The organism is Kitasatospora sp. NPDC090308 (assembly GCF_044769485.1).
Taxonomy (GTDB): domain Bacteria; phylum Actinomycetota; class Actinomycetes; order Streptomycetales; family Streptomycetaceae; genus Kitasatospora; species Kitasatospora fiedleri.
The window spans coordinates 855591-871219 of sequence record NZ_JBIVXY010000001.1; the positions used below are offsets into that span (position 1 = coordinate 855591).

Here is a 15629-nt window from a genome sequence, read left to right on the forward strand (position 1 = left end):
CGCGCAGTGACGATCCGTCAGTACGTCGCGCGGGGCGTCGGCAGCCGCCCCGCGTGCCGGCGGCGCAGTTCGGCGGCGATCTCCTCGGCCTCGCCCTCCGGCAGCAGCGGCAGCATCATCGCCACCGCCTGCACCAGGCCGCCGAGCAGGTAGGTGGTGTCGGGGGTGCCGGCCACCAGGGCGCGCACCTGGGCGACGTCGCCCGCGGCGACGGCCTCCAGCAGCAGGGCGGCGCCGGCCGCCTCCTCGTCCACCGGCACCTGCGAGGTGTCGTGCGGGGCGCGCCGGGCCAGGCCGCGCAGCACCCGGTCGGCGACCTCGGGGGCGTACGCCTTGCGGACCGCCTCGGCGGCGATCCACACCAGCAGGGTGGCCACTTCGCGTTCGACGTGTTCGGCGAGCAGCCGGTCCAGCTCGGTGTCGAAGGCGATCTGGTTTCCGTGCCGGAATGCCAGCAGCAGCGTCGCCGCCCGGGCCTTGGCCGCCTCCACCTCTTCCCTCGGAAGTTCGTCCGGAAGTTCGTCGGCCAACTCCCCGGTCGCCATCATGTGCGTGCCCTCCGTCCGTGCCCCGCCCGAATGGGAACTTCCGCCCACCGTACACATCCGGTGTGCAAAGGTCGCTGAACGCGCGGGGGTGGGCAACGCAATGCATTCCAAATGGCGCGGCGGGCCAATTGCCGCACAATGACGCCGAATAGGGGGTGCTTCACCGATACCGCGACGCGCGGGCAAGGGAATTGACAAACCGTCGGGAACAACCCGGGAAAAGGCGGAGGGCCGCCGCCCCCGGGGGGAGCGACGGCCCTCGTCGGCCCGCGGTCAGCCCTGCGGCAGCGCCGCGAGTTGGGCGGTGATCCGCTCGATGTCGGCCTCGGCGGCCGCCAGCCGGACGCGGATCTTGGCGACCACCTCGTCCGGCGCCTTGGCCAGGAAGGCCTCGTTGCCGAGCTTGCCGGTGGTCTGCGCCTTCTCCTTCTCGGCGGCGGCCAAGTCCTTCTGCAGGCGCTTGCGTTCGGCCGCCACGTCGATGGTGCCGGACAGGTCGAGCGCGACGGTGGTGCCGGCCACCGGCAGCGCGGCGGTGGCGTGGAAGCCCTCCTCGGGCACCGTCAGCCGCAGCAGCGCGCGGATCGCGGCCTCGTGCACCTCCAGCCGGTGGCCGGCCAGCTCCAGCCGGGCCGGGACCTTCTGGGTGTCGCGCAGGCCCTGGTCGTTGCGGAACCGGCGGACCTCGGTGACCACCTGCCGCAGCAGGGCGATCTCCGACTCGGCGTCGGCGTCCCGGTAGCCGGAGTCCGTCGGCCACTCGGCGACGACCACCGACTCGGCGCCGGTCAGCGCCGTCCAGAGCGCGTCGGTGACGAACGGGACGATCGGGTGCAGCAGGCGCAGCGTCACGTCCAGCACCTCGCCGAGCACCCGGCGGGCGTGGTCGGCCCGCGGGCCGCCGCCGTTCAGGGTGGTCTTGGAGAGCTCGACGTACCAGTCGAAGACCTCGTCCCAGGCGAAGTGGAACAGCGCGTCGGAGACCTTCGCGAACTCGAAGTCCTCGTAGAGCGCGTCGACTTCGGCCACCGTGGCGTTCAGCCGGGACAGGATCCAGCGGTCCGCGGCGGTGAGCTCCTCCGGCGCGGGCAGCGGGCCCCGGACGGTGGCGCCGTTCATCAGCGCGAACCGGGTGGCGTTCCAGATCTTGTTGCAGAAGTTCCGCGAGCCCTTGACCCAGTCCTCGCCGATCGGCACGTCGGCGCCGGGGTTGGCGCCGCGGGCCAGCGTGAAGCGGACGGCGTCGGCGCCGTAGGCGTCCATCCAGTCCAGCGGGTCGACGGCGGTGCCGGAGGACTTCGACATCTTCTTGCCGAACTCGTCGCGGACCAGGCCGGTCAGCGCCACCGTCTTGAACGGGGCCTCGCCGTCCATCGCGTACAGGCCGAACATCATCATCCGGGCGACCCAGAAGAAGATGATGTCGTGGCCGGTCAGCAGGACGTCGGTCGGGTAGAACTTCTCCAGGTCGGCGGTGCGCTCCGGCCAGCCCAGGGTGGAGAACGGCCACAGGCCGGAGGAGAACCAGGTGTCCAGCACGTCCGGGTCCTGGACCCAGCCCTCGCCGGCGGGCGGCTGCTCGTCCGGGCCGACGCAGACGACCTCGCCGTCCGGGCCGTACCAGACCGGGATGCGGTGGCCCCACCAGAGCTGGCGCGAGATGCACCAGTCGTACATGTTGTCGACCCAGTCGAAGTAGCGGCGCTCCAGCTCCTTCGGATGGATCTCGACCCGGCCGTCGCGGACCGCGTCGCCCGCGGCCTTCGCCAGCGGCTCGACCTTGACCCACCACTGCAGCGACAGCCGCGGCTCGACCACGGTGTGGCAGCGCGAGCAGTGGCCGACCGCGTGCTCGTAGGGGCGCTTCTCGGCGACGATCCGGCCCTGCTCGCGCAGCGCGCCGACCACGGCGGAGCGGGCCTCCAGCCGGTCCAGGCCGAGGAACGGGCCGTGCACCGTGATGATGCCGCGGTCGTCCATCACCGTCAGGTTGGGCAGGCCGTGCCGCTGGCCGATGGCGAAGTCGTTCGGGTCGTGCGCGGGCGTCACCTTGACGGCGCCGGTGCCGAACTCCGGGTCGACGTGCTCGTCGGCGACGACCGGGATCTCACGGTCCGTCAGCGGCAGCTTGACGGTCCGGCCGACCAGGTGCGCGTAGCGCTCGTCGGACGGGTGGACGGCCACCGCGGTGTCGCCCAGCAGGGTCTCGGCGCGGGTGGTGGCGACCACGATCGCGTCCGCGCCGTCGCCGTAGCGGATCGAGACCAGCTCGCCGGGCACGTTCTCGTGCTCGACCTCGATGTCGGAGAGCGCGGTCAGGCAGCGCGGGCACCAGTTGATGATGCGCTCGGCGCGGTAGATCAGGCCGTCGTCGAAGAGCTTCTTGAAGATAGTCTGGACGGCCTGCGAGAGGCCCTCGTCCATGGTGAAGCGCTCGCGCGACCAGTCCACGCCGTCGCCGAGCCGGCGCATCTGGCCGAGGATCCGGCCGCCGTAGTTCTCCTTCCACTCCCAGACCTTGTCGACGAAGGCCTCCCGGCCCAGGTCGTGCCGGGACAGGCCGGCCTCGGCGAGCTGCTGCTCCACCTTGTTCTGGGTGGCGATGCCCGCGTGGTCCATGCCCGGGAGCCACAGCGCCTCGAAGCCGAGCATCCGCTTGCGGCGGGTCAGCGCGTCCATCAGCGTGTGCTGGAAGGCGTGGCCCAGGTGCAGCGCGCCGGTGACGTTCGGGGGCGGGATGACGATGGTGTACGGGGGCTTCTCGCTCTTCGCGTCGGCCGTGAAGTAACCGCGCTCCACCCAGCGCTCGTACAGCTCGCCCTCTACCTCGGCCGGGGCGTAGGTCGTCGGGAGGGTGGCTGCGTCGTCCCCGGGGTGCGAGTTCGCGGGGCGCTGGTTCGTCGTGTCGGTCACGACGAACAGTTTACGGAAGTACGGACCTCGGTTACGAACCGACGGTGTCCGGACCAGTCGGGCGCGGTGGGGGGACCGTACGATAGCGTGCCGCATGCTCGACCACTCGACCGACCACCACAGGGCCGCGGAACGCGCAAGCGGCGGGGGAGACTGACGACGATGTACGGCCAGGGGCAGGGACCGCAGCAGTATCCGCAGGGGCAGCCGCAGCAGCCGTACGGCGCTCCCCCTCCGCAGCCCGGCTACGGTCAGCCGCCGGCCTACGGCGCCCCCCAGCCGCCCGCGTACGGCGAGCCCCAACCGCCCGCGTACGGCGCGCCCCCGCAGCAGCCCCCCGGCTACGGCTACCCGCAGCAGCCCCCGGCCCCGCAGGCCGGCTACGGCCAGCCGCCGCAGCCCCCGCAGCAGTGGGGCGCGCCCCCGCAGCAGCCCGGCTACGGCGGGTACCCGCCGCCGCCCGCGCCGGCCAAGAAGGGCAGGGGCGGGATCATCGCCCTGGTGGTCGTGCTCGGCGTGGCCGTGGTCGGCGGCGGCCTGTGGTGGGGGCTGAAGGGCGGCTCCGGCTCGGACACCGCGGGCAAGTACAAGCTCGTGGTGCAGGACAGCGTGGCGGGCTACACCAAGAAGTCGTCCAACGAGAAGGGCGAGTTGAAGGGCCTGGAGGCCGTCGGCACCTTCGAGGGCTCGCTCAGCGTCACCTACCAGAAGAACACCACCGACCTGGCCAGCTTCGGCGGCAGCTGGGGCACCGTCAAGGACCCGGACAAGGCGATCGACGCCCTGGTCGCCAAGCTGGACGAGGCGATGAACAGCTCGGACGACTCCGACAGTTCGACGGACGGCGGCAAGGCCGTCTGGAAGCAGAAGCTGTCCGACGTCGACGCCAAGGACCCGAAGGACTCCGGCAGCCGGCTGCGCTGCGGCACCATCGGCGCCGAGGGCGGCGCCTCCGCCGCCGCCCCGAGCGTGCCGGTGTGCGTGTTCGCCACCCACTCCACGATCGGCTCGGTGACGACCAACAGCCTCGACCCCAAGGGCAAGCAGCTGACCGTCGACCAGGTCGCCGCGCTGGCCCGCCAGCTCCGGGACGCCTCCACCGTCGCCAAGTAGGACCCGACCCCACCAGCACCACCTCCACGTGTGAACGGAGCCCCAGCCGTGTCCGACAACCAGTTCGGCCCGCCGCAGCCCGGCTTCGGGCCGCCGCAGCCCCCCGGTGCCCCGATACCCCCGCAGGGCGCGCCTGCCCCGCAGCCCGGATACGGCTACCCCGGTCAGCAGCAGCCGCCGCAGCAGCAGTCCTGGGGCGGCGCCCCGCTGCCCCAGCAGGGCTACCCGGCCGGCGCCCCCGGCGGCTTCCCGCCCGGCTACCCGGCCCCGCCGAAGAAGTCCCGCAAGGGCCTGTGGGTCACGCTCTCCATCGTGTCCGCGGTGATCCTGGCCGGCGCCGGCGTGGTCGGCTACCTCGCCTACGACACCGTCTCGAAGTCCGGCAAGTACAAGGTCGTCATGCCCCCGACCTTCCAGGGCATGAGCAGCGAGGCCGGCGCGGACACCGCCCAGCAGATGGCCGAGCAGATGAAGCAGGACTCGGCCTCCGACCCCGACTCGCTCCAGCCGGACGAGACGGTCGCCGCCGTCTACGGCTCGGAGGACGGCAGCCGGGTGCTGATCGCGGCCGGCGGCTACGGCAAGGTGACCCGGCCGTCCTACCAGGTCGACCAGCAGTTCAAGGACATGGAGAAGGAGGGTGACACCGTCACCCAGAAGAAGTCGGTGGACGCCGGTCCGCTCGGCGGCTCGATGTCCTGCGGCCTCGTCACCAGCGGCGACACCCCCGACCTCGCGGTCTGCGTCTGGGCCGACTACTCCGCCGTGGTGCTGGTGATGGAGCAGGCCGACGGTGTCGACCTCGACAAGGTCGCCGCCGACACCCGCGAGCTGCGCCAGGTCTCCGAGGTCGCCAAGTAGCCCTCCGGGCCCCGGAAGTGGACCTCCGGGCCGGCGAGCGGCCCGCGCCGCAAGGCGGTTGGACCAACGGAAGGGCCCCGCACCGGTTCACCGGTGCGGGGCCCTTCCGTGTCGGGCCGGGCGACGACGCCCCGGACTCAGGCGCTCTTCTCCCGGCGCTCGCGCTTGATCATGTCGCGCGGGACCAGGGTCGGGATGGCGTGCTTGGAGACGACGTCCCCGGTGACCACCACGCGGGCGACGTCCTGCCGGGACGGGACCTCGTACATCACGGACATCAGCACCTCCTCCATGATGGCCCGCAGACCGCGCGCGCCGGTGCCGCGCAGGATCGCCTGGTCGGCGATCGCCTCCAGCGCGTCCCGGGTGAACTCCAGCTCCACGCCGTCCAGTTCGAACAGCTTGCGGTACTGCTTCACCAGCGCGTTCTTCGGCTCGGTGAGGATCTGCAGCAGCGCCTCGCGGTCCAGGTTGTGCACGCTGGTGATGACGGGCAGGCGGCCGATGAACTCGGGGATCATCCCGAACTTCACCAGGTCCTCCGGCATCACCTGGCGGAAGTGGTCCGCCGAGTCCACCTCGCGCTTGGAGCGGATGGTGGCGCCGAAGCCGATGCCCTTGGCACCGGCCCGGCCCTCGATGATCCGCTCCAGGCCCGCGAACGCGCCGCCCACGATGAACAGCACGTTGGTGGTGTCGATCTGGATGAACTCCTGGTGCGGGTGCTTGCGCCCGCCCTGCGGCGGCACCGAGGCGGTGGTGCCCTCCAGGATCTTCAGCAGCGCCTGCTGCACGCCCTCGCCGGAGACGTCCCGGGTGATCGACGGGTTCTCGCTCTTGCGGGCGACCTTGTCGATCTCGTCGATGTAGATGATCCCGGTCTCGGCCTTCTTGACGTCGTAGTCGGCCGCCTGGATCAGCTTCAGCAGGATGTTCTCGACGTCCTCGCCGACGTAGCCGGCCTCGGTCAGCGCCGTGGCGTCCGCGATCGCGAACGGCACGTTCAGCATCCGGGCCAGGGTCTGCGCCAGCAGCGTCTTGCCGGAGCCGGTCGGGCCCAGCAGCAGGATGTTGGACTTGGCCAGCTCGATCGCGTCGTCCCGGCCGGAGCCGGAACGCCCGGCCTCGCCGGCCTGGACCCGCTTGTAGTGGTTGTAGACCGCGACCGACAGCGCCTTCTTGGCGAGGTCCTGCCCGACCACGTACTGGTCCAGGAACTCGTAGATCTCGCGGGGCTTCGGCAGTTCCTCGAAGCGCACCTCGGAGCTCTCGGCGAGCTCCTCCTCGATGATCTCGTTGCACAGGTCGATGCACTCGTCGCAGATGTACACGCCTGGCCCGGCGATCAGCTTCTTCACCTGCTTCTGCGACTTGCCGCAGAACGAGCACTTGAGCAGGTCGCCACCGTCTCCGATGCGTGCCACGAGGTGCTTCCCCTTCGCCAGGGGCCCCGCGGGGGTCGGGGCCTGGTGCTGTGAGACCGGCTGCGCCGTCGGCGGTCGGTCTGGTATCCGACGGTACTCTGCCGAGCCGTCGTTTCCGCCGACTTCGACCGGTCTGCCCTACGCCCTGGGCGAATTGATACCGAACAGATGCCGTCGCGGGCGCATGTCCCGACTGCCATTGTGCGGGACGGACGCCGGGACCGGAACGCCCCGGGGCGGGGCGTACGTCACGTACGCACCGCCCCGGGGCGGGAAGGTCAGTCGGTGTACGAGTTCTTCCGGGTCGAGACGATCTGGTCGATCAGCCCGTACTCCAGCGACTCCTCGGCGGTGAGGATCTTGTCGCGCTCGATGTCCTCGCGGACCTGCTCGACGTCCTTGCTGGAGTGCTTGGCCAGCATGTTCTCCAGCTGCTCGCGCATCCGGAAGATCTCCTTGGCCTGGATCTCCAGGTCGGACACCTGGCCGCGGCCGGTCTCGGTGTACGGCTGGTGGATCAGGATGCGGGCGTTCGGCAGCGCGAGGCGCTTGCCGGGGGTGCCGGCGGCCAGGATCACCGCGGCGGCCGAGGCCGCCTGGCCCATGCAGACCGTCTGGATGTCCGGCTTCACGAACTGCATGGTGTCGTAGATCGCGGTCAGCGCGGTGAACGAGCCGCCGGGCGAGTTGATGTAGAGCGAGATGTCCCGGTCCGGGTCCATCGACTCCAGGCAGATCAGCTGCGCCATGATGTCGTTCGCCGAGACGTCGTCCACCTGCGAGCCGAGGAAGATGATGCGCTCCTCGAACAGCTTGGCGTACGGGTCGTACTCGCGGATGCCCTGCGAGGTGCGCTCGACGAACCGCGGGACGATGTAGCGGCCCTCGGCGCGCATGTCCTCCAGGCGGGCCTTGGCACCGGACAGGCTGGGGATGTTCATGGTTTCTGGTCCTCCGAAGCGTGCGGTCAGGGTTCCGATGCCGGTCAGCCGGCCAGGCCGGCGCCGGTGCCGCCGCCGCCCGGGACGTCCGCGGCGCTGTGCATGATCTCGTCGATCAGGCCGTACGCCTTGGCCTCCTCCGGCGTGAACCAGCGGTCGCGGTCGGAGTCCAGGGTGATCTGCTCGAAGGACTGGCCGCTGTGGAAGGCGATCAGCTCCGACATCCGCTTCTTGGTGCGCAGCAGCTGCTCGGCCTGGATCCGGATGTCGGTGGCGGAGCCGCCGAGGCCCGCGGAGGGCTGGTGCATCAGGATGTTGGCGTTCGGCAGCGAGAAGCGCTTGCCCTTGGCGCCCGCGGTCAGCAGGAACTGGCCCATCGACGCCGCCATGCCCATCGCGATGGTGACCACGTCGTTCTTGATGTACTGCATGGTGTCGTAGATCGCCATGCCGGCCGAGATGGATCCACCCGGGGAGTTGATGTAGAGGTAGATGTCCTTCTCGGGGTCCGCCGCGAGCAGCAGCAGCTGGGCGGTGATCTTGTTGGCGATGTCGTCGTCGACCTGCTGGCCGAGGAAGATGATGCGCTCGTTGAGCAGCCGGTTGTAGACCTGGTCGCCCAGGCCGCCACCCACGTCGCCGCCGGCGGCGTGCGGTGCCATCGGGCCAGGCATCTGCATCTGCGGGAACGTCACTTAGCCACCTGCTCAGTCGATCTGCGTGTGTGTCGCTGTCCACCGACCCTAACGCGCAGGCCCCGCCGCTGAATCCCCCACGCAGAACTGTTCGCTGTGAGCGCAGGGTGAGCGGGCCGAACGCGCGGGGCACGCGAACGGGCCCGGACGCCGTGCGGCGTCCGGGCCCGTCCCCGGTGCGACTTCACCGTCGGTGGCCGACGGTCACGGGGCTCAGGCCCCGGCGGACTCCTCGGAGGTCTCCTCCGCGGCGGCCTCGGTGGACTCGGCGGCCTCGGTGGTCTCCTCCTCCTCGTCCTCGAAGGAGACGGTCTCGCCGTTGGTGTCGGTCACCTTGGCGGCCTCGACCACCAGGGCCAGCGCCTTGCCGCGGGCGACCTCGCCGACCAGCAGCTGCACCTGGCCGCCCTGGACGACCTGCTGGGCGAACTGGTCCGGGGTGAGGCCGGAGCCGGCGGCGCGGCGGATGAGGTGCTCGGTGAGCTCCTCCTGGTTGACGCCCAGCTCCTCGTTCTTGACGATCTGGTCCAGCACGAACTGGGTCTTGATGCCCTTCTTCGCCTGCTCCTCGGTCTCCTTCTCGTAGTCCTCGCGGGACTTGTCCTGGGAGGCGAGGTAGGTGTCGAGGGTCAGGCCCATCGGCTCCAGCTGGTGGTGCTCCAGGTTGTGCTTGCGGGTGCCGATCTCGTCCGCGAGCAGCTTCTCGGGGTAGTCCATCTCGACCCGCGAGAGCAGCTCGTCGAGGACCTTCTCCTGGGCCTGGGTGGCCTGGTCGAACTCCTTCATCCGCTCGAGGCGCTTGACGGAGTCGGCGCGGAGCTCCTCGAGGGTGTCGAACTCGCTCGCCAGCTGGGCGAACTCGTCGTCCAGGGCCGGGAGTTCCTTCTCCTGGACGGCGGTCACGGTGACGGTGACCTCGGAGTCCTTGCCGACCTGGGTGCCGCCCTTGAGGGTGGTGGTGAAGGTCTTGGACTCACCGGCGGACAGGCCGATCACGGCCTCGTCGATGCCGTCCAGCAGGCGGCCGGAGCCGATCTCGTAGCTCACGCCGGTGGCGGTGCCGTCCTCCGGCACCTCACCGTCGACCTTGGCCTCCAGGTCGATCACCACGATGTCGTTCTCGCCGGCGGCGCGCTCGACGTCCTTGACGGAGGCGAAGCGCTCGCGCAGCTGCTCCAGCGACTTCTCGACGTCCTCGTCGCCGACCTCGATCGGGTCGACCACGACGGCGATCTCGGAGAACTCGGGCAGGGTGACCTCGGGGCGCACGTCGACCTCGGCGGTGAACTTGAGGTCCCCGCCGTCCGCCAGGTTCTCGACACCCTCGATCTCGGTGATGTCGGGCTGGCCCAGAACGTCGATCTGGCCCTCGTCGACGGCCTGCGTGTAGAAGCGCGGAAGCGCGTCGTTGACGGCCTCCTCCAGCACCGCGCCACGACCGAAGCGCTGGTCGATCACCTTGTTCGGGATCTTGCCCTTGCGGAAGCCCGGAACGGTGACCTGCTGGTTGATCTTCTTGTACGCCGCGTCGAGGCTGGGCTTGAGCTCCTCGAAGGGCACCTCGACGGTGAGTCGAACCCGGGTGGGGTTCAGAGTCTCGACGGCGCTCTTCACGGTTGGGTCTCCTAGGGGGCTTGCGGTCAGGGCGATAGGCGGTTGGGGCTGCATTGCTGTCCGTACTACCGCCAGCGATCCATCCTACCGGTACCACGAAAGCGGCTGTGCCCGGCACCGGGGGCCGGGAGCCCGGGGGGCCCGGAACCACGGCGGCGGAACCACGGCGGCGGGGCGCGACGACGACGGGGCCGCAACGACAACAGGGCCCCGCCCGCCGACGAGACCCTGCCGCACGCGGTCGGGGTGACCGGATTCGAACCGACGGCCTTCCGCTCCCAAAGCGGACGCGCTACCAACCTGCGCCACACCCCGTGGTGCCGAGCAGAAGAGTACACGTCGACCCGCCCCCGACCGGGGCGATATCGACGAGCCGGGGACGAGCCGACAACGGGAAGGAGTGTGCAATCCACCGACCCGACCAGGTACGCTGGGCCAGTCCTCACCACCGCACGGTGGCGGAGGGCGCTTCCCTGCGGGTGTAGCTCAATGGTAGAGCCCCAGTCTTCCAAACTGGTCACGCGAGTTCGATTCTCGTCACCCGCTCCACGAGGCCGACGGCCCCGACCGCCCAGCGGTCGGGGCCGTCGCCGTTCCCCCTCCGGCGCACCGGCCCCGCGCTCCCGCCCCGCGGACGGCCCGGAGGCCCCGCGCGGTGGGTCGCGCGGGGCCTCCGGGGGGTGGTGCCGGGGATCAGACGTTGACGCCGTGGGCCGCCAGGTAGGCGACCGGGTCGATGTCGGAGCCGTAGTCCGGGGTGGTGCGGATCTCGAAGTGCAGGTGCGGGCCGGTGACGTTGCCGGTGGCGCCGGACAGGCCGATCTGCTGCCCCGCCGTCACGGACTGGCCGGCCGAGACGGAGATCGAGGAGAGGTGCGCGTACTGGGCGTACTTGCCGTCGGCGAGCTTGATGACGACCTGGTTGCCGTAGGCGCCGCCGTTGCCGGCCGAGACCACGGTGCCGTTGGCGATCGCCTTCAGGCTGGTGCCGGTGGAGACCGGGAAGTCGATGCCGGTGTGGTAGCCGCTGGACCAGCTGGAGCCCGCCACCTTGTAACCGGTGGTGACGCTGCCCGGCGCGGGGGCGACGTAGCCGGAGGAGGAGCTCGCGGCGGAGCCGGCGCTGCTCGAACCGGTGGAGGCGGTGGCGGTCGACGACTTCGCCGAGGACGACTTCTCGGTCTTGGCCTCGACCTTGGCCGGGGCCGGAGCCGGGGTCTCGGCCTTCGCCTTGGCCGGGGCCTCGGTCTTGGCCTGCGCCTTCGGGGCGGCGGCGGTGGCCGCGGCGTCCGAGGAGGTGGTGGCCGAAGTCGCCGGGGCGGCCTGGCCGTTGACGCTCAGCTGCTGGCCGGGGTAGATCAGGTTCGGGTTGCCGCCGATGACCGAGCGGTTGTCCTGGTAGAGCTTCTCCCAGCCGCCGTCCACGTTCTTCGCGGTGGCGATCTTCGAGAGGGTGTCGCCGGCGGCGACCTTGTAGGTCTGCGCGGCGGCGTCACCGGCGGGGTGGCCGGTGGTGTCGGCGACGGGGGTGGCGTCGACCGAGACGTTGGCCCACTGGCGGCCGCCGTCCTGGTGGTCGGCGGTGCCGTGCGCGGAGGCGGCGGAGACCGGGAGGCCGACCGCGGCACCCACCACGCCGGCGGCGATGGCGATGCGGGCGATGGTGGTCAGGCGCGGCTTGCGGTGCTTGCCCTGGACGGACATGAAGCTGTTCCTCTCCGACGCCTACGAGGTGAGCTGTCGGGTTCGGGCGAGAGTTGCCCGGCCGCGTCTCCGCGGCTTCACCCCGAGCCGTCCCGTGCGTTCCGGGCCCGGCGTACTACCTGTGGTTCCCCCGCTCCTGCCGTGGCGTGGTGTCTGGTCGGCACCGAACGGCGGCAGGACTAGGCGTTCCGCTCGATGGCCAGCCCGGCCGATGTCCGGGCTGCGGAGGAAGCAAAACCCACGGCTCGCGGAGCTGGCAAGCGCCGAAGAGCCCCGTTCCCGTGATCGGGAGGGGGCTGACGGTACGCCAGGTCACGCTCCGCCGACGACGGGCTGCGGTGCGCGTACGGGATCATGACGGTGCGCCCACGAACCGCACACAGCGGGCGACGTCGGCCACTGCGTGCACCTGGGCGCTGACCTGGCGTGACGGGTCGGGTGAGCCTGGTCACCCGCGGGCAGCGGTGCGGTCCGGAACGGGGGTGCCCCCGCCCGTCGGAACGTGCTCCCCGAGGCCGGACGGGGTGGTCAGCCCGCGATGCCGGAGATGGCCTTGGAGATCGAGTTGAGGAACTGCTGGATCGGCCCGGCCATGGTCGACTGGCTGAGCATGAATCCGAACAGCGCGGCGATGATGGCGTGTCCGCCCTTCAACTGCTTGTTGCGGATGAAGATGAAGACGATGACGCCGAACAGGACAAGGGCGGAGACGGAGAAGGCCACCGGGACTCACTTCCTCGATTCATGGCGGGGGTTCAGGTCGGAACCGGCGACGGCTCCAGGCGGAAACCGGCCCCTGCCCCCCGTGTCCCCACCACTCCATCCGGACTCAGTGTGGTCGCTCGTGCGGACTGCGTAAAGGACTTGCCCCGTCACCGGGGGCCCCAACCCGGGTGGTGGGACTGATTTTCGCCGACCGCGACGATAGCGGACGGGTCCTGACGGGGCGTCGGCGGGAGGCGGTTCGCGGCAGCTGCCGCGGCAAACCGGCAGGCAGACCGGGTCGGTGCCCACCGGCCGGGTATGCCAGGGGAATTGGCCGAAGATCAACGTCGGGGTTTGACACTCCGTGGGCGCTCCGTGCTCACCGCGCCCGCCGCGTCCGCGCCCGGCGGGGTCAGCGGCGCCAGACCAGCAGCACCGCCCGGTCGTCGTTGACGTGCTTGGCCACGCTGTCGATCAGCCGGACCGCGGCCCCGGGGCGCCCGGCCGCCGGGATGGTGGCGACCAGCCGGTCGGCCTCGCCCATCAGCCGGTCCATGCCCTCGCCCAAGTCCCGGCCGGGGATCTCCACCATGCCGTCGGTGCAGAGCATCAGCACGTCGCCGGGGCCCAAAGTACCGCGCGCGCCCTCGAACTTGGCGCCGTCGTAGACGCCGAGCAGCGGGCCCTCGGCCTCCTTGACCTCCCAGTGGCCGGCCCCGGCCAGCCGGTGCATGCCGGGCAGGTGCCCGGCGGAGAGGAGTTCGTACTCGCCGGTGTCCAGGTCGAGGACCAGGTGGACGGCGGTGGCGAAGCCCTCCTCCCAGTCCTGGCGCAGCAGGTAGCCGTTGGCGGCGGGCAGGAAGTCGTGGGCGGGCAGCGAGCCGAGCAGCCCGCCGAAGGCGCCGGAGAGCAGCAGGGCGCGGCTGCCGGCGTCCATGCCCTTGCCGGAGACGTCGGCGAGGACGACTTCGAGCACCGGGCCGGTGCGGGCGGCGACCATGAAGTCGCCGGAGAAGGACTGGCCGCCGGCCGGGCGGAGCGCGGTGTCGGTGTGCCAGCCGTCGGGCAGCTGCGGGACGCGGCCCTGGACCCGGATCCGTTCGCGCAGGTCGAAGAGCATGGTGGAGCCGCCGCGCCAGGGCACGCCGATCCGGCGGCGGAACTGGGCGACCAGCAGTCCGGCGACGCCGACCGCGCCGACCACCAGGGCGGCGCCCGGGGTGACGCCGTGGGCGTACGCCTCGGGCTGCCGGCTGGCCACCCGCTCGCCGGTGTGCACCAGGGACTCGGTGATCAGCCCGGCGGCCGCGGCGGCGTACAGCAGCACCAGGGTGCCGGGGCGCAGCAGCAGCGCGCCGGCCAGCACCGGCAGGACCAGGGCGGTGGGCGGCGCCCAGTCCGGGACGAGGATGTTGAGCAGCACCAGCAGCGGGACGGCCAGGGCGAGCGCGGCGAACGCCCACCAGTCGGCGCCGTCGCCGCGGAAGTAGTCGACCCCGGTGCGGCGCAGCCTGCGCCGGGCCCGGTACAGCGCCGTGCGCAGCCGGGCCGTCACGGGTTCGCGGGACGGTCCGCCGTCCCGGCCCGTCGCACTGGGACGCGCGCTGCCGGCCATGGGGACCGACCTTATCCACCGCCGGTGCCCGCGTCGACGGGGCGGGTGGCACCGGGTGCAACGCGGGGCGGCGGGCCCGGCGGGTTTCGGCCGCCCGGGACGTGTCCGGGGGCGGGGGTCCTCCGCGGGCGGACCGGCGGAGCGGCCGAACCGGGGCCGGACGTCCGCGAGTTGGGCGCGGTGCGCCCGAGCCGTGCTTGCTGCGGTGCGGGGTGCGGCGGGGGACGCCCGGGCGGGCGTCCCCCGTCGGCTCAGCCCTGCGGGTGGTGGGCCGGGATCGGCGGGAGCTCGCCGGTGGTCTCGTACTCGGACAGCATGTCGATCCGGCGGGTGTGCCGCGCCTCGCCGCTGTACGGGGTGTTGAGGAAGACCTCGACGAACTTGGTGGCCTCGTCCAGGGTGTGCATCCGGCCGCCGACCGAGATGACGTTGGCGTTGTTGTGCTCGCGGCCGAGGGCCGCGGTCTGCTCGCTCCAGGCGAGGGCGGCCCGGACGCCCTTGACCTTGTTGGCGGCGATCGCCTCGCCGTTGCCGGAGCCGCCGATCACCACGCCCAGCGCCTCGGGGTCGGCGGCGGTGCGCTCGGCCGCCCGGAGGCAGAACGGCGGGTAGTCGTCCTCGGCGTCGTAGACGTGCGGGCCGCAGTCGACCGGCTCGTGCCCGGCCCCCTTCAGCCACTCGACGAGGTGGTTCTTCAGTTCGTATCCGGCGTGGTCGGAGCCCAGGTAGACGCGCATGACCACGAGTGTGACATGCCGCCGGGTCCGCTCCCCGGCAGGGGCGCGGACCCGGCGGCGGTGACGCGGCGTCAGCGGCGGCCGAGCAGTTTCCAGGTGAGCGGGAGGGCGCCCATCGCGAGCACCACCTTGAGCGCGTCGCCGACCAGGTACGGGTACAGACCGAGGTGGGCGGCCTCGGACAGCGGGACGTCCAGGGCGAAGGCCAGGTAGGGCACGCCGACGGCGTAGATGGCCAGGCTGCCGAGCACCATCGCGCCCGCGGTGCGCAGCGGGCCGCGGTCGGCGCCGCGGCGGGCCAGCGCGCCGGTCAGCGCGGCGGCGACCACGAAGCCGATCACGTAGCCGAGGGTGGCCAGGCCCGCGCCGGAGGTGCCCTGGGCGAACCACGGCAGGCCGGCCGCGCCGGCCAGCAGGTAGAGGCCGAGGGCGGCGGCGCCGCGGCGGGCGCCGAGCGCGGTGCCGACCAGCAGGGCGGCGAAGGTCTGCCCGGTCACCGGCACCGGCGAGCCGGGGACGGGCACCGACAGCTGCGCGGCCAGGCCGGTCAGCGCGGCGCCGCCGGCCACCAGGGCCAGGTCGCGGGCGCGCGCACCGAGCCGGGTGGACGCCTGCGGCAGCAGGTCGGCGAGGACGGCGGTGGAGGGTGTCGGCGCGGCGATGGCCATGGCTGCTCCCGGGGGTCCGATGCGGGTGATCACCTGTGAACCTACGCGCTGCCCGGCGCCCGCCGCCGCGTCGGCCGCGACAAAAGCCGAC

Annotated in this window: 13 protein-coding genes, 2 tRNA genes and 1 riboswitch; of the genes, 3 read left to right on the forward strand and 12 right to left on the reverse strand. The window is 71.8% G+C overall.

The features are described 5' to 3' along the window. Positions 1-17: 17 nt before the first annotated feature. Both ACIQVD_RS03710 and ACIQVD_RS03715 read right to left on the reverse strand, forming a co-directional pair. Positions 18-548 (reverse strand): hypothetical protein, encoded by a 531-nt coding sequence (locus tag ACIQVD_RS03710; protein WP_100836140.1) that lies wholly within the window; start codon positions 546-548, stop codon positions 18-20. 273 nt (positions 549-821) lie between these two features. Beyond that, positions 822-3461 carry a valine--tRNA ligase gene (locus tag ACIQVD_RS03715; protein WP_402285756.1) on the reverse strand — a complete coding sequence of 880 codons (2640 nt, stop codon included), beginning with the start codon at positions 3459-3461 and terminating at the stop codon, positions 822-824. A gap of 162 nt (positions 3462-3623) precedes the next feature. On the opposite strand from ACIQVD_RS03715, the gene ACIQVD_RS03720 reads away from it, so the two are divergent. Both ACIQVD_RS03720 and ACIQVD_RS03725 read left to right on the forward strand, forming a co-directional pair. Next, the gene (locus tag ACIQVD_RS03720; protein WP_402285758.1) at positions 3624-4574 is read left to right on the forward strand and encodes a hypothetical protein; all 951 of its coding nucleotides are present in this window, start codon (positions 3624-3626) and stop codon (positions 4572-4574) included. A 48-nt stretch (positions 4575-4622) separates the two neighbouring features. Continuing rightward, complete coding sequence (locus tag ACIQVD_RS03725) at positions 4623-5435, forward strand: hypothetical protein (RefSeq protein WP_400686470.1); 813 nt, start codon at positions 4623-4625, stop codon at positions 5433-5435. Positions 5436-5572: 137 nt separating this feature from the next. Here the strand turns inward: ACIQVD_RS03725 and clpX are convergent, their stop codons facing one another. The 5 genes from clpX to ACIQVD_RS03750 form a co-directional block, all read right to left on the reverse strand. Continuing rightward, complete coding sequence (gene clpX, locus ACIQVD_RS03730; RefSeq protein WP_014135752.1) at positions 5573-6859, reverse strand: ATP-dependent Clp protease ATP-binding subunit ClpX; 1287 nt, start codon at positions 6857-6859, stop codon at positions 5573-5575. Between the two features lie 278 nt (positions 6860-7137). After that, positions 7138-7800 carry an ATP-dependent Clp protease proteolytic subunit gene (locus tag ACIQVD_RS03735; protein ID WP_100836145.1) on the reverse strand — a complete coding sequence of 221 codons (663 nt, stop codon included), beginning with the start codon at positions 7798-7800 and terminating at the stop codon, positions 7138-7140. Positions 7801-7844: 44 nt separating this feature from the next. Further along, positions 7845-8474: an ATP-dependent Clp protease proteolytic subunit gene (locus ACIQVD_RS03740; RefSeq protein WP_282206501.1), complete on the reverse strand. Its 630-nt coding sequence runs from the start codon at positions 8472-8474 to the stop codon at positions 7845-7847. A gap of 234 nt (positions 8475-8708) precedes the next feature. After that, positions 8709-10109 carry a trigger factor gene (gene tig / locus ACIQVD_RS03745; protein ID WP_400686467.1) on the reverse strand — a complete coding sequence of 467 codons (1401 nt, stop codon included), beginning with the start codon at positions 10107-10109 and terminating at the stop codon, positions 8709-8711. 241 nt (positions 10110-10350) lie between these two features. Continuing rightward, positions 10351-10424 (reverse strand) — tRNA-Pro (locus tag ACIQVD_RS03750). A gap of 160 nt (positions 10425-10584) precedes the next feature. On the opposite strand from ACIQVD_RS03750, the gene ACIQVD_RS03755 reads away from it, so the two are divergent. After that, positions 10585-10658, forward strand: a tRNA-Gly gene (locus tag ACIQVD_RS03755). 144 nt (positions 10659-10802) lie between these two features. Here ACIQVD_RS03755 and ACIQVD_RS03760 read toward each other — a convergent pair. The 5 genes from ACIQVD_RS03760 to ACIQVD_RS03780 all read right to left on the reverse strand — a co-directional run bounded on the left by ACIQVD_RS03760 (position 10803) and on the right by ACIQVD_RS03780 (position 15538). After that, a complete protein-coding gene (locus ACIQVD_RS03760; protein WP_402285763.1) occupies positions 10803-11813 on the reverse strand; it encodes a peptidoglycan DD-metalloendopeptidase family protein in 1011 nt (336 codons plus the stop codon). Between the two features lie 5 nt (positions 11814-11818). Beyond that, positions 11819-11970, reverse strand: a riboswitch (cyclic di-AMP (ydaO/yuaA leader). A gap of 371 nt (positions 11971-12341) precedes the next feature. Further along, positions 12342-12536 carry a hypothetical protein gene (locus tag ACIQVD_RS03765; RefSeq protein ID WP_100836148.1) on the reverse strand — a complete coding sequence of 65 codons (195 nt, stop codon included), beginning with the start codon at positions 12534-12536 and terminating at the stop codon, positions 12342-12344. A gap of 394 nt (positions 12537-12930) precedes the next feature. Continuing rightward, positions 12931-14133: a PP2C family protein-serine/threonine phosphatase gene (locus ACIQVD_RS03770; RefSeq protein ID WP_400686462.1), complete on the reverse strand. Its 1203-nt coding sequence runs from the start codon at positions 14131-14133 to the stop codon at positions 12931-12933. Positions 14134-14384: 251 nt separating this feature from the next. Then, positions 14385-14870 carry a ribose-5-phosphate isomerase gene (locus ACIQVD_RS03775; protein ID WP_400686460.1) on the reverse strand — a complete coding sequence of 162 codons (486 nt, stop codon included), beginning with the start codon at positions 14868-14870 and terminating at the stop codon, positions 14385-14387. A gap of 71 nt (positions 14871-14941) precedes the next feature. Next, entirely contained in the window at positions 14942-15538 is a 597-nt protein-coding gene (locus ACIQVD_RS03780; RefSeq protein ID WP_400686458.1) for a biotin transporter BioY, read from the reverse strand. Positions 15539-15629 lie beyond the last annotated feature (91 nt).